The organism is Streptomyces sp. SID8352, from assembly GCF_009862265.1.
Classification (GTDB): domain Bacteria; phylum Actinomycetota; class Actinomycetes; order Streptomycetales; family Streptomycetaceae; genus Streptomyces.
The window spans coordinates 1-13554 of record NZ_WWGX01000059.1; the positions used below are offsets into that span (position 1 = coordinate 1).

13 protein-coding genes and 2 pseudogenes are annotated in these 13554 nt (G+C 74.5%); 8 read left to right on the forward strand and 7 right to left on the reverse strand.

What is annotated here, in order from left to right; all coding sequences use genetic code 11:
* On the forward strand, positions 1-206 hold a 206-nt coding region (locus tag GTY84_RS19255; protein WP_202551419.1), incomplete at its 5' end, for an HNH endonuclease.
* Between the two features lie 84 nt (positions 207-290).
* Here GTY84_RS19255 and GTY84_RS19260 read toward each other — a convergent pair.
* Positions 291-1331 (reverse strand): annotated as a pseudogene (locus GTY84_RS19260) (MFS transporter); the annotation flags it as partial.
* A 155-nt stretch (positions 1332-1486) separates the two neighbouring features.
* On the opposite strand from GTY84_RS19260, the gene GTY84_RS19265 reads away from it, so the two are divergent.
* The 3 genes from GTY84_RS19265 to GTY84_RS19275 all read left to right on the forward strand — a co-directional run bounded on the left by GTY84_RS19265 (position 1487) and on the right by GTY84_RS19275 (position 3846).
* Complete coding sequence (locus GTY84_RS19265) at positions 1487-2248, forward strand: phosphoglyceromutase (RefSeq protein ID WP_161227544.1); 762 nt, start codon at positions 1487-1489, stop codon at positions 2246-2248.
* A 149-nt stretch (positions 2249-2397) separates the two neighbouring features.
* Positions 2398-2817 carry a pantetheine-phosphate adenylyltransferase gene (gene coaD / locus GTY84_RS19270; protein ID WP_161227545.1) on the forward strand — a complete coding sequence of 140 codons (420 nt, stop codon included), beginning with the start codon at positions 2398-2400 and terminating at the stop codon, positions 2815-2817.
* 270 nt (positions 2818-3087) lie between these two features.
* Positions 3088-3846 (forward strand): GntR family transcriptional regulator, encoded by a 759-nt coding sequence (locus GTY84_RS19275; protein WP_161227546.1) that lies wholly within the window; start codon positions 3088-3090, stop codon positions 3844-3846.
* A gap of 392 nt (positions 3847-4238) precedes the next feature.
* Here GTY84_RS19275 and GTY84_RS19280 read toward each other — a convergent pair whose 3' ends face one another.
* From GTY84_RS19280 to GTY84_RS19295, 4 genes and pseudogenes are all read right to left on the reverse strand, one after another.
* Positions 4239-5432, reverse strand: coding sequence for an ABC transporter permease (locus GTY84_RS19280; RefSeq protein ID WP_161227547.1), 1194 nt, complete (start codon positions 5430-5432; stop codon positions 4239-4241).
* A 305-nt stretch (positions 5433-5737) separates the two neighbouring features.
* Positions 5738-6460, reverse strand: a pseudogene (locus GTY84_RS19285) (ABC transporter ATP-binding protein); the annotation flags it as partial.
* Positions 6461-6480: 20 nt separating this feature from the next.
* Positions 6481-7548 (reverse strand): peptidoglycan-binding protein, encoded by a 1068-nt coding sequence (locus tag GTY84_RS19290; protein ID WP_161227548.1) that lies wholly within the window; start codon positions 7546-7548, stop codon positions 6481-6483.
* Positions 7545-8195, reverse strand: coding sequence for a hypothetical protein (locus GTY84_RS19295; protein ID WP_161227549.1), 651 nt, complete (start codon positions 8193-8195; stop codon positions 7545-7547). Before GTY84_RS19295 ends, GTY84_RS19290 begins: the two co-directional genes overlap by 4 nt.
* 135 nt (positions 8196-8330) lie before the next feature.
* On the opposite strand from GTY84_RS19295, the gene GTY84_RS19300 reads away from it, so the two are divergent.
* From GTY84_RS19300 to GTY84_RS19310, 3 genes are all read left to right on the forward strand, one after another.
* Entirely contained in the window at positions 8331-9023 is a 693-nt protein-coding gene (locus GTY84_RS19300; RefSeq protein WP_161227550.1) for a response regulator transcription factor, read from the forward strand.
* Positions 9024-9178: 155 nt separating this feature from the next.
* On the forward strand, positions 9179-10705 hold the full coding sequence (locus GTY84_RS19305; protein WP_345943485.1) for an ATP-binding protein: 1527 nt from the start codon (positions 9179-9181) through the stop codon (positions 10703-10705).
* The gene (locus GTY84_RS19310) at positions 10702-11178 is read left to right on the forward strand and encodes a hypothetical protein (RefSeq protein ID WP_161227552.1); all 477 of its coding nucleotides are present in this window, start codon (positions 10702-10704) and stop codon (positions 11176-11178) included. Before GTY84_RS19305 ends, GTY84_RS19310 begins: the two co-directional genes overlap by 4 nt.
* Before the next feature lie 220 nt (positions 11179-11398).
* Here GTY84_RS19310 and GTY84_RS19315 read toward each other — a convergent pair whose 3' ends face one another.
* Positions 11399-12343, reverse strand: coding sequence for a virginiamycin B lyase (locus GTY84_RS19315; RefSeq protein WP_161227553.1), 945 nt, complete (start codon positions 12341-12343; stop codon positions 11399-11401).
* Positions 12344-12589: 246 nt separating this feature from the next.
* Here GTY84_RS19315 and GTY84_RS19320 point away from each other — a divergent pair, with 246 nt between their 5' ends.
* Entirely contained in the window at positions 12590-12895 is a 306-nt protein-coding gene (locus GTY84_RS19320) for a hypothetical protein (RefSeq protein ID WP_161227554.1), read from the forward strand.
* A 237-nt stretch (positions 12896-13132) separates the two neighbouring features.
* Here GTY84_RS19320 and GTY84_RS33065 read toward each other — a convergent pair whose 3' ends face one another.
* The gene (locus tag GTY84_RS33065; protein ID WP_202551420.1) at positions 13133-13288 is read right to left on the reverse strand and encodes a hypothetical protein; all 156 of its coding nucleotides are present in this window, start codon (positions 13286-13288) and stop codon (positions 13133-13135) included.
* Positions 13289-13554: the final 266 nt, after the last annotated feature.

Sequence of the window (13554 nt, forward strand, 5' to 3'; positions counted from 1 at the left end):
TCGTCGAAGGAGCTGAGTTCGAACCGGACAACGTTCACGACTGGGTGTCCTGGTTCGACGCCGTCCGCCGTCCGCTGAACGTGCACCACATCGTGCACCGAAAGCACGGCGGCGGAAACGACCTGAAGAACCTCAAACTCCTCCACTCGCAATGCCACCAGCAACATCACGCGCTCGAAGGCGCGGATGCGGGCAGGCCCATGTGACCTGCTTGAGCCGTGGTGCGGTGAAAGCCGCATGCCCGGTTCTGAGGGGGCCGGGGTCCCAGCAATGGGCCCCGGCTACCCGACCTGGTAGCGCCCGCGCCCCTCGACCGGGGAGAGCCGTACGACGAGCCCGGTCTGCGTCGGAGCGTTGACGATCTCCGCCAGCGTCCACACGCACACCGTGAGCGCGAACACCCCGAGCGACCCGGCGAAGGCGGTGAGCCCGAACCCGTACCCGGCCAGCAGCGCCGAGACGACGAGCAGGTTGCGCGGGTCGCGGCGCTCGATGAACCGGGTGACGGGGATCTGGAGCACGACGATCAGCACGCCGTTGAAGCCGATGACCAGCCCGTAGTCCGCGGGCGTGAACCCGGCCTCGCCCATGGCGATCGGCAGCCCCAGGTACCCCTGCTGGAAGACCACCGCGACCAGCAGCGACAGCCCGACGACCCCCATGTACCGCCCGTCCCGCAGCACCGTCAGCAGCGACACCGGGGCGTGCCCGGCGGCGCCGTCCCCGGGGGTCCGCTCCGGCCGGGACTCGGGCAGCTTGACGAAGACGACGACCGCGCAGGCCAGGGTCATCCCGGCCTCGATCAGGAATCCGGCGAGGTAGCTGTACTCGGCGATGAACCCGGCGGCCATGGAGGAGATCGCGAAACCGAGGTTGATGGCCCAGAAGTTGAGGGCGAAGGCCCGCACCCGGTCCTCGGGGCGCACGATGTCCGCCATCATCGCCTGCACCGCCGGACGGGACGCGTTGCTCGCCATGCCGACGAGGAAGGCGACGGCCGCGATGGCCACCGGGTCCCGCATGAAGCCCAGCAGGGCGACGGAGAAGGCGGTGGACACCTGCGCGACCAGCAGCGTGGGCCGCCGCCCGAACCGGTCGGTCATCACCCCGGCGCCCAGCGAGGACACCACGCCGCCGAGCCCGTGCAGCGCGGCGACCAGTCCGGCGTAGGAGGCGGAGTAACCCCGGTCGATGGTCAGGTACAGCGCCATGAAGGTGGCGACGAAGGCGCCGAGCCGGTTCACCAGGGTGCTGGTCCACAGCCACCAGAACGCGCCGGGGAGCCCGGCGACGGACTCGCGCGCGGCACGTCGGAGACCGGCGACGGACATGGAACCCCCGGGGAAGTGGCAGTAAGCGGCTGACGCGGTGAGCACACCTTACGAACGCGCCGTCGCGGGAGCCACCCGATTAGCACTTCCCGTCAACCGTCCGCCCAGCGGGCGCCCCGAGCACCCGGCGAGGGGGTTCGATTACGCTCGGCACCATGGCCGACGCACCGTACAAGCTGATCCTCCTCCGCCACGGCGAGAGCGAGTGGAACGAGAAGAACCTGTTCACCGGCTGGGTGGACGTCAACCTCACCGCCAAGGGCGAGAAGGAGGCGACGCGCGGCGGCGAGCTGCTCAAGGACGCCGGTCTGCTGCCCGACGTGGTCCACACGTCCCTCCAGAAGCGCGCGATCCGCACCGCCCAGCTCGCTCTGGAGTCCGCCGACCGCCTCTGGATCCCCGTCCACCGGTCCTGGCGCCTGAACGAGCGCCACTACGGCGCCCTCCAGGGCAAGGACAAGGCGCAGACCCTCGCGGAGTTCGGCGAGGAGCAGTTCATGCTCTGGCGCCGCTCCTACGACACCCCGCCGCCCGCGCTCGACCGCGACGCCGAGTACTCCCAGTTCGGCGACCCCCGCTACGCCGCCCTCCCGCCGGAGGTGCGCCCGCGGACGGAGTGCCTCAAGGACGTCGTCGTGCGCATGCTGCCGTACTGGTTCGACAGCATCGTCCCCGACCTGCTCACCGGCCGCACGGTCCTGGTCGCCGCCCACGGCAACAGCCTGCGCGCCCTGGTCAAGCACCTCGACGGCATCTCCGACGCCGACATCGCGGGCCTGAACATCCCGACGGGCATCCCGCTCTCCTACGAACTCGACGCCGACTTCAACCCGGTCACCCCCGGCGGCACCTACCTCGACCCGGACGCGGCCGCCGCGGCCATCGAGGCCGTGAAGAACCAGGGCAAGAAGAAGTAGCCGACGCGATCACGCCCCCGGCCCGCGCGTACGGCGCGGCTCGGGGGCGTTCTCGCGGCCGGGGACGGCTTCGGGCCCTCGGACCGGGGACACCGGTGTCCGGGTGCGCGGGCCGACGGGAGCAGGCGTCCGCGATACTCTCCCTGGTCATGCGAGCCCTCTTCCCAGGGTCCTTCGACCCGGTCACCGAGGGGCACCTGGACGTTCTCCGCCGCGCCGCGTCCCTGTTCGACGAGGTCGTCGTCTGCGTGATGGCGAACGCGGGCAAGACCGGGCGCTTCCCCGTCACCGAACGGCTGGACCGGCTTCGAGCGGTGACAACGGGTCTGGGCAACGTCTCGGTCGACTCCCACACCGACGGCCTGCTGGTCGACTACTGCCGCAGTGCCGGAATCGACGTGGTCGTCCGAGGCGTCCGCGACGGCGCCGACGCGGAACACGAAACGCGGCTGGCCCGCGTGAACCGTGAACTGGCCGGGATCGCGACGTTCTTCATCCCCGCCGACCCCGCCCTGGCCCACATCTCCTCGACCCTCCTCACCACGGTGCATGCGTCCCGTTCCTCCTGAAGCGGTGATCGGGTCGGTGCGGACCAGGAGGATGCGGCGCCCGGGCGGGTGACTGACGCGGCGACGTCCGACGGTGGAGCGCGCGGGGTCGAAGGCGGTCCGGCCCAACGGGACCCGTGCCGTACGGCGGTGTTCCCGTTCCGTGTCCGTCGGCGGCCAGGATCGTTCGGCACGCGCGCGACCGGGGACCGGCGCCCCTCCTCTGCCTTCGTGTCGAAGTGATCACATACCGTGACCTACGCTGTCCCCCGACGAGGGGAGGGCTCCCGGATGGCCAGCACCGATGACGACCGTCGGCCGAAGTACCAGCGGATCGCGGATGCTCTGCGGGAGGCGATCCGTTCGGGTGAATACGGTTCCGGTGACCGGCTGCCGGGGGAGAACGAGCTGATGGCGGCCCACGGCGTGGCCCGGATGACGGCGCGCCAGGCGCTGGGCGTGCTCAAGGACGAGGGGGTCGCCGAGTCGCGGAAGGGCGCGGGCGTGTTCGTCCGGTCGTTCCGTCCGCTGCGGCGCCGGGGCGTGCAGCGGCTCTCGCGGGAGCGGTGGGGCAACGGCATGTCCGTCTGGTCGGCCGACATCGAGGACCGTCCGCTCGTGGTGGACCGGGTGACCGTGTCGGAGGAGGCAGCCCCGGAGCGTGTCGGACGGGTGCTGGACCTGGGGGAGGGAGACGCCGTCTGCGTGCGGCGTCGGCGGTTCGTCTCGGACGGGAAGCCGGTGCTGTTCGCGACGAGCTACCTCCCCATGGCCGTGGTCGCGGGGTCGGCGATCATCCGGGAGGACACCGGCCCCGGCGGGACGTACGCGCGCCTGGCCGAACTGGGCCTCGCGCTGGTGCACTTCCGTGAGGAACTCCGTTCGCGCATGCCCACCAGGGACGAGGCGGCACGCCTGGACATCTCCGCGGGAACGCCGGTCGTCCTCGTCTGCCGGACCGCCTTCGCGGCCGGGGGACGTGCCGTCGAGGTCAACGAGATGACGCTCGACGCGGCCTCCTACGTCCTCGAGTACGACTTCGACGCCTGACCGGGAAGGACGCGCCCGTGCGGGTGAGGCGGGGCATCTGCGAGTGGAACGAGAAGACCGGCAACGCCTGCATCTCCACCGGCATCAACGGCGGGGACACCCCGTCGGCGGCCCTCCGGACGGCTGCCGCCGCGATCCTCAAGGCGTTCGGGGACCGGAAAGATGCGGAGCGGGGGACGCGTCGGTCCATGAAGTCTTCGGGAACGTGCTGATCACACCGATCGCGGATTCTGAGGCACCGGGTGCGGGGCCGCGGCCCGTGCACCGGCCCTGGGCCGCAGCCGGCCACCGCGAGGCGGCCCGGACCGTCGGCAGGGGGCCGGGTGGCAGAAGGTTGCCCCCGGCCCCCGCCCCCTGCCGGGAGGCGCCCGCAGGCACCTCCGGCCGTACGGTCAGGCCGCGTTCAGCGCCACCGTCGGGTGCAGGCGGGACGCCCTGACCGCCGGGTAGAGGCCCGCGATCACGCCGATCACCAGGGTCGCCGCCACGCCCCCGGCCAGGGACTCCGGCGGGACCACCGCCGTCCAGCCCTGGAAGCGCGCGAAGCCGTACGTCGCCGCCGTGCCCAGCAGCGCGCCCGTCGCCCCGCCCAGCGCGGACAGCAGCAGCGACTCGGTGAGGAACTGGAGCCGGACCGCGCCCCGGGTCGCACCCAGCGCGCGCCGCAGCCCGATCTCCTGGCGGCGCTCCAGCACCGAGATCACCATGGTGTTGGCCACGCCCACCCCGCCGACCAGCAGGGCCACCGCGCCCAGTCCGAGCATCAGCCGGGTCAGCCCCTCGTCGGTGGCGGCCTTCGCGGCCAGTGCGTCCGAGGGCCGGGAGACCTTGACGCCTCCCTCCTGGCCGGGGTTGACGGTGCGGGCCAGGATCGCCCGCACGTCCTCGACCGAGGCGTCCGTGGAGCGCTCGAAGATGGTGCTCGGATGCCCGTCGAAGCCGAAGTACCGCTCGGCGGCGGGGAATCCGACCATGGCCACCCGGTCCAGGGTGGGGACCAGTTCGAGGGGCTTCAGGATGCCGACGACGGCCACGCGCGTGTCGTTCATCATGATCGTCTCGCCGGTGCGGGTGATGCCCAGGCGCTGGGCGGCGACCGAGCCGAGCACCGCCGTCGGCAGGCGCTCGGACGCCGGGTCCAGCCAGACGCCCCGGGACACCTCGCCGCCGAGGGCCGTGAGCAGGTCGCGGCGGACGGCCTGGGCGGTGACCCCCGCGGTGCGCTCCTCCGGGACCACGTCGCTGCGGCGGATACGGGCGTCGATGTCGGCGGACGCGGTGGCCCGCTGCACCGGGCCGATCCGCTCGACCATCGCCACCGCGTTCTTCGGGAGCTTGATCTCCTCCCCGGTGGGACTCTTGCCGGCCTCCGCCGTGAGCAGATTGGTGCCGAGGCGGTCGAGCCGGGCCATCAGATCGGCGCGGCTCGACTCGGACAGCCCCACCACCGCGACCATCGTCGCGATGCCGATGGCGATGCCGAGTGCCGAGAGCACCACCCGGGCCCGCCGCGCGCGCAGCCCCACGGCGCCGACGCGCAGGACGTCACCGGGGGAGAGGCGGGAGGGCCTGAGAGCGTTCCTCATGACTCCCCCTCCGGTACGCCGGGGACGGGGCCGGAGGCGAAACCCCGGCCTGCTCCGGCCGCCGGGTGCGGGCCCTGCCGGGGGTGCCCGGTCCCGTCCTGGCCGCCGCCGGAGCCCGGGCCCGCGCCCCGTACGCCGGTACGCCCGCCGGGGCCCCCGCCGCCGGAGCCACTCCCGGCACCGGACGCGCTCCCGGCACCGGCACCGGACGCGCCCCAGGCCCCGGCACCGAACGCGCCCCCGGCACCGGGCCCGGAGCCGCCCCCCGCCCCGGCACCGGACGCGCCCCCGGCCCCCGCACCCGTGTCCGACACGATCTCCCCGTCCCTGAACCGCACCCGCCGCGGCAGCGCCTCCGCGATCTCCTGGTCATGGGTGATCACGCAGACCGTCGTGCCGCCCGCGTTCAGCTCGCGCAGCAGCTCCATGACGATCGTGCCGGACGCGGTGTCCAGCGCCCCGGTGGGCTCGTCCGCCAGCAGCAGCCGGGGCTCGCCCACCAGGGCGCGGGCGATGGCCACCCGCTGCTTCTCGCCGCCGGACAGCTCGTTGGGCGTGTGCGAGGCCCGGTGGTCCAGCCGCACCCGGGCCAGCGCCTCCCGTGCCCGGGCGCGCCGTTCCCCGCGCGGCACGCCCGCGTACAGCAGTCCGTCGGCGACGTTGTCCACCGCGTCGCGGCCCGCCGCCAGGTGGAAGTGCTGGAACACGAAGCCGATGTGGCGGGCCCGCAGCGCCGAGAGCCGGGCGTCGGACAGCTCGGCCACGTCGTACCCGGCGATCCTGACCGTGCCGCTGGTGGGCTTGTCGAGGGTGCCCATGATGTTGAGCATCGTGGACTTGCCGGAGCCGGACGGGCCGACGACGGCCAGCAGTTCGCCCGCCGCCACCGCGAGGTCCACTCCGCGCAGGGCGTGGACGCCGCCGGGGTACGACTTGGTGGCGCCCCGCAACTCGACCACCAGCGGCGCCGCCTGCCCAGCCGGACCGAGCGACCCGGACGCCGGGGACGCCGGGGACGTCGGGGACATCGGGGACATCGGGGATGCCGTCATGACGCCGCCACCCCGACCTTCATCCCCTCGCGCAGCTCGGGGCCGCTGACCTCGATCCGCCCGTCGGCGGTCATGCCCGTCTCCACCCGCACCATCCGGGACGTGGTGCCCCGGACGATCTGGAGTCCGTAGCCGCCGTTCTCGCCCCGCAGGGCCACGACCGCCTCCACGGGCACCGCGAGGACGTTCCGGCGCGCCTCGCTGACGAAGCGCACGCTCGCGCTCGCCCGGGTGTCCTCGCCGGAGGCCGCCTTCGCCCCGCCGTCCAGGACGACTTCCACGGTGATCCCCTCCTGGGAGGCCTCCCCGGCGGCGCCCGGCTCGGGGCGCACCGTCCCGGTGACCTTGCCCGCGGCGGTCCGCCCGCTCGGCAGCGTGACCTCGACCTTGGTGCCGGAGGCCGCCAACGGACCGTCCGTCTGCTCCAGTTGGGCCCGGATGACGGGCTGGGGTGAGGCCACCGTCAGGACCGTCCCGCCGGGTGCGACGCGGTCGGCGAGCGGCGCGTCGGTCGAGACGACCTTGACCGGTCCGGGCTGGAAGACGACGTCACCGGCGCCGACCCGCCCGGTGGGCTCCCGGTTGAGGGACTTCTGCCACCGCTTGACGGCGGCCTCGGTGTCCCGGCCGTACCAGACGTCGACGTACAGCCCCGATCCGTATCCCAGGTCCCGCAGGTTGCGCTCCAGTTGGAGCACGTCGCTGCCGCGGTCGCCGTTCCTCATCTCGCGGAACATGGGGACCGGGCCGTAGAGGAGGGTGACGGGCTTGTCGTTCAGCTCGTACAGCGCCTGCCCGGCGGCCACCGTCGAGCCCTCGGCGGCGGCCACCGTGACCGTGCCCTCGACAGCGGCCTTGACCGGGCGGCGCCGCGCGAAGTCCAGTCTGCCGTCGACCGTCTTGGACTGCACGAGGTCGGTGCGGACGACGGCCGCGGTGGCGGGCGGCAGATCGCCGCCGGCCGCCGGTGCGCCGGTGCCGCCGCCGGTGCCGAGGAGCAGGACGCCCCCGGCGGCCACGACGGCCGCCGTGCCGAGCGCGAGGAGTGCGGTGCGTCGTCTCACTGCATGCCTTCCACGCTCTCGATCAGCTTCGACCGGCAGGCCTCCTCGGCCCTCTCGTACGCCGGCGAGTCGGAGTCGAGGACCGGGGAGGCCGGGTTGGGGTCGCCGCCCGGGATGGCCTGGCCGCCGCTCATGGTGGGGTTGGTGAAGCGCGAGACGCCGTTGTCCCGCATGCACTTGGCGTGCGCGAGCAGCGACTCGTACGCCTTCTGCTGGTCCACCTCGGGCTCGACGTCCATGGCGGCCCGCAGCTCGGGGAAGCAGACGCCCTTCCTGCCGCCCTTCCACGCCTCGTTCTCGCCGGTCCGCTCGACGATCTTCTCGATCTCGGCCCAGTCGAGGTAGCCGCTCAGCTTGGGGTCGGGGTAGTCCTTGTAGCCGCTCTTGGTGCGCATGCACTGCACGTACTTCACCTGGGCGTCGTAGTAGGCGCTCTTGGCGGCGGGCCGGGGGCTGGTGGTGCCTTCGGCGCGGTCGCCGGCCCCGGGGGCCGGGGCGGCCGGGACGTCGGCGATGGCGGTGCTCCTCCCGTCCTTCACACCGGAGCCGTCGCCGCCGCAGGCGACCGCGAGGGCGAGGAGGGGCAGGGTCACCAGGGCGGTGGCGCGCAGCCGGAGGGCGGCTCGGGGCCGCGTTGCGTAGCTCATGGGCCCTACCGTCGCCACCGCGCGTGATGGCCCCTCCATGGCCGCATGATGGGAACGTAACAATGCCCCGACCTGCGCCTTCCGCAGCTCCGAAGGGGTGGGGGAAGCGGCCCGGGCCCGCCCATAATCGTGCCCATGCCGCATGTGCTGCTCATCGAGGACGACGCGTCGGTACGGGACGGAATGGAGCTGGTGCTGCGCCGGCACGGGTACGGGGTGGACACCGCCGCCACCGGTGAACAGGCCCTCGACCTGCTCGACGGCCCGGACGGCCGGAGGGTCGAACTGGCCGTGCTGGACCTGATGCTGCCCGGAATGGACGGTTTCGAGGTGTGCCGCCGCATCCGGGAGCGGACGGCCGTCCTGCCGGTCATCATGCTGACCGCGCGCGGCGACGACCACGACATCGTGGCGGGACTGGAGGCGGGCGCCGACGACTACGTGGTCAAGCCGGTCACCGCGCCCGTGCTGGAGGCCCGCATCCGGGCCGCGCTGCGCCGGGTGGAGCCGTCGGCGGGCCGGGAGCAGGAGGGCGACCCCGCCGGACTGGTCATCGACCGCGCCGGGCTGACCGTCACCCGTCGGGGCGTCCCCGTCCCGCTGCCGCCGGTCGAGATGCGGCTGCTGCTGGAGCTGTCGGCCGCGCCCGGCCGGGTCCTCAGCCGCGAGCAGCTCCTCGAATCGGTGTGGGACCACAGCTTCCTGGGCGACTCCCGGCTGGTGGACGCGGCGGTCGCGCGGCTGCGGTCCAAGCTGGAGGACGTACCGGCCAAGCCCCGGTTCGTGCAGACCGTGCGGGGCTTCGGCTACCGCTTCGGGCCCCTGTGAGACGGGCGGGCGGCCGCTCGGGCGGCGCCGCGGCGGGGCGAGGAGGGGCCGGCCGCGGTGCCGGACCCGGCCGCGGTGCCGGACCCGGCCGCGGTGCCGGACCCGGCCGCGGTGCCGGACCCGGGCGCCGGCGGCGGTTCACCGGCGGGCTGCGGGTGAGGCTCGTCCTCACCTTCGTCGTCGTCGCCCTTCTCAGCGCGGCGACCGCGACCGCCCTCGCCTACCGGGACGCCCGCACCGCAGTCCTCCAGCGCACCCAGAACGCCACGGTGAAGGACTTCCGGGCCCAGGTCGGGACGGTGGCCGCCGACTTCGACCTGCCGCCCGACCAGGAGTCGCTGTCCCGGTTCGCGGCGAAGGTCTCGGAGCGCGTCGGCGGGCGGACCGTGGTCGCCCGCTACCGGTCCCTGTCCGCCACCTCCGACACGTTCGCCGAATCGACGCCCTGGATCACCTCCGGACTGCGCGCCTCCGTCATGGCGGGCGACGCCACCGTCTTCCAGCGGGTGCGGTGGCGGGGGGAGCCCCACCTCGTCGTCGGCACCCCCGTCCGCTACGTCGACGGGGACCGCCGCGCCTCCGGCCTGGAGGTCTACACGCTGACCGATCTGCGGGCCGAGAGCGCGGACACCGCCGCCCTGATCGACTCCGTGCGGGACGGCATCGTGCCGGTGGTCCTGCTCGCCGCCGTCCTCGCGCTGCTGGCGGCGGGGACGGTGCTGCGGCCGGTGCGCACGCTGGGCCGGGCCACCCGCGAACTCGCCTCCGGCGACCTCGGCACCCGGGTCGAGATCACCGGCAACGACGAACTCGCCGACCTGGCACGGACGTTCAACGAGACGGCCGACGCCCTCCAGGCGTCCGACGCCGAGTTGCGCGAGCAGGAGGCCAAGGCGCGCCGCTTCGTCGCGGACGTCTCCCACGAACTGCGCACCCCCCTCGCGGCGATGACCATGGTGGCGACGGTCCTGGAGGAGGACGCGGACCGGCTGCCGCCGGACGCGGCACGGGCCGCCCGCACCGTCGGCGCGGAGACGGCGCGGCTCGCCCGGCTGGTGGAGGACCTGATGGAGATCTCCCGCTTCGACGCAAAGGCCGTCCGGCTGAACGCGGCCGGGACCGACCTCGCCGCCACCGTGCGGGCCTCGCTGGCGCTGCGCGGCTGGACGGACCGGGTGCGCGCGGACCTCCCGGAGGGGCTGCGGGCGGTGGTGGACCGGCGCCGGATCGACGTGATCGTGGCGAATCTGGTGGGCAACGCGCTGCGGCACGGCGCCCCGCCGGTCACCGTGACCCTGCGCACCTCCCGGACCGGGGAGGAGGAGTGGGTGCTGCTGTCCGTCGCCGACCACGGCCCGGGTCTGCCCCCCGAGGTGCGGGAGCGGGTCTTCGACCGGTTCTACAAGGCCGACTCCGCCCGTACCCGCGGTGCGGCGGACGACAGCGGGCAGGGCAGCGGCCTGGGGACGGCGATAGCGCTGGAGAACGCCCGGCTGCACGGCGGCACGATCGAGGTGACGGGCGGAAGCGGTGCGGCGGACGGGGACGCGGACGCGGACGGCGGGACCGGGACGGCCGGGGCCCCCGGGGCGTCCGGCGGAGGCCGTGGGGTGCCGCCCGGCGCGGTGTTCACCCTGCGGCTTCCCCTGCGACGCCCGGGAGAGGACACGGAGTGCGGATGATCCGGCGGGGGGTCCTGGCCGCCGTGCTGGGCATCGTCCTGATGGGGTGCGGGGTCCAGCCGACCGGCGTGATCGGCGCGGGCGAACCCGCGTCCGGTCTGACGCGCGGGATGCGGCTGTACTACGTCTCGTCCAGCGGGCTGCGCGCGGTGCCGCTGGTCGACCGGGAGATCGGCAAGGACATCGGCTGGGTGCTGAAGCTGCTCCTCGAACCCCCCGAAGGGCTCGTCAACCTGCTCCAGTTGGGCGGCTACACGGTCTCCGCCCGGGGTGCCCGGGTCACGGTCGAGATCGACGGCGCCTACGGCGGTACGGGGCTCGACCTGGGCACCGGCCAGATGGTGTGCACACTGGCGAGCGCCCGGTCCGTGGTCGACCCGGAGGTCGGCAGCGACGAGGTGGAGGTGACCCTGTCGCCGTCGAGCGGCCCCGAGCAGGGGCCCTACCGGTGCGCGGACTACTTCGTGCGGTGAGGCCCGGCGCCGTCGGGCGCGTGGCGCGTGACGCGTGGCGTTCAGCGGGCGCCGGTGCCGGTGCCGAGTGCCGAGTGACGGATGCCAAGTGGCGAGTGCCGGGCGGCGGGCGTGCTCCTGCGAGGCGGGCGCGCGGCCCCGGACGACCCTGGGAACCGCCCGCCGTCGTACGGCCCGTCGTCATACGGCCCGTCGGCGAACCGTCCGTCGGCGATGCGCCCTATGCCGAACCGTCCGTCGTCGAGGTGCCCGGCGCCGGACCGTCCGGGGCGGGGCCGTCCGCCGGGGCGACGCGGGCGAGCGCGCCCGTCTCCAGGGCCGTCCACACGGCGCCGTCCGGTCCCACGGCGATGCCGTGCGGCTCGGAGCCCGGGGTGGGCAGGCCGTACGCGACCGGGGAGCCGCCGGGGGCGAGCGCGCCGACCCGGTTGCCCGCCCATTCGGTGAACCACACCGTGCCGTCCCCGGCCACGGTGACCGCGTGCGGCCGGGCCGCCGGGTCGGCCAGCGGGTACTCGGTGACGTGCCCGCCGGGCGTGATCCGGCCGATCCGCCCGGCGGCGATCTCGGTGAACCACAGTGCCCCGTCGGGCCCCGCCGCGATCCCCACCGGCGCCGCCTCCGCAGTGGGCAGCGGATGCAGGGCGACCGCGCCGTCCATGCCGATCCGCCCCACGGCGTTCGCCCGGTTGAGGGTGAACCACATCCCGCCGTCGCCACCGGCGGCGATTCCGGACGGGAAGGCCCCGCTCACCGGCAGCGGGAACTCGGTGACGCGTCCGTCCACCGTGACGCGCCCGACGCGGTCGGCGGCCGTACCGGTGAACCACAGCGCCCCGTCCGGACCCGCCGCGATGCCGAACGGGCCGCAGCCGGGGGTGGGCAGCTGGTACTCGGTGACGTGCCCGTCGCAGGCGATCCGGCCGATCCGGTCCGCGCGGTACTCGGTGAACCAGAGCGCGCCGTCCGGGCCGGCGGTGATGACGCTCGGCCCGCACTCCGGGTCGAGGGCGTACACCGCCGGCCGGCCGCCGGGGACGAGCTGGCCGATCCCGCCGCCGTGGACGAGGGTGAACCACAGGGCGCCGTCCGGCCCGGTGGTCAGGGAGTAGGGACCGGCCGAGCCGTCGGCCACCCGGTACTCCTCGATGGACACCTGCCGCACCCGTGCTCCTCCGCGTTCGCGATCGGGGCGCCACGGTCCCGGCCGGGGGCCGGTCCCCTGACGCTTCTGCTCAAGTACCGCTGCCCCGAAGGCGCTTGGTCAACCGCGCGCCGGGCGGCGGTGGTTCACCGGTCCGCCGCCGAAAGGGGCCGTCGACGGGGGCGGCCAGGGTCTTTCGTTGGATCAGGCCGGCGTGATCCAAAAGAGAGGCCCTAGGCTGGCCCGTGACGAGGGGAGGCGCGGCGGATGGAAGCCGAGTACTACAGCGCCGTCAGCGAGGACGGCGACCGGATCGAGGATCCCTCCGAGGACGCGCTGTTCATGATGATCGGCGATCTCGACGGCACCGACAACACCTTTCTCGCCGTGCGGCCCGCCGGGGGCGCCTCCGGCTGGTCGGTCTCCGTGACCCTGCTGGACGGGGGCCGCTTCGAGGTCGTCCGCAGGGACACCGCCCGCGATGAGCACGAGGTGACCGTCTCGGCGAGCCCGAACGACATCGCCCGCGAGCTGACCATCTGGCTCGCCGCCCGCGACACCGGCGCCCGCTGACCACCCCCCGGCCCGGGGCCCCGCACGACCGCGGCCGGAGCCGGGCGCGCGATCCGTGCCGCGCGCCGGGTCGCGTCGTACCGTGCCGGGCGCGCGTCGCCGTGGCGCCCGCCCGCGCCGTACGCCCTCACGGCGGCCGGGCGGACGGGCGCCACGGCCGCCGTGACGGAACGCGTGCCGCTCAGCGGTGTGCCGGTACCGGTGCCGGTGTCCGCGCCTGCGGCCGGGCCCGCGCCGTCAGCCGCACTGGCACGGGCTGCCCGACTGGCAGCCGCACCCGCACCCCGATCCGCAGCCGCAGGCGGCGATCAGGGGCAGGCTGCGGAGGTCGGCGGGCTGCTCGGACGGGCGCTGCTGGGCGGGGTCGGGTGTGGTGGCGGGGGAATCGGACATGGGTCCTCCTCGGGGCGGTTGCCTGCGCCCATTGGACGCCGGGGACCGTGGTCGCATCAACGGCGCACTGGGGCGTCCGCCCCGCGCCCCCGCCCGTCCCCCGGCGCCGCCGGGCCCCCGCCCCGCCCGGCTCCGGAACCCCTGGCGCTCCCCGCCCACGGGAGCCATCCTCCCTACGGCCCCTACGGCCCCTACGGCCCCTACGGCCCCTACGGCCCCTACGGCCCCTACGGCCCCTACGGCCCCTACGGCCCCTACGGCCCCTA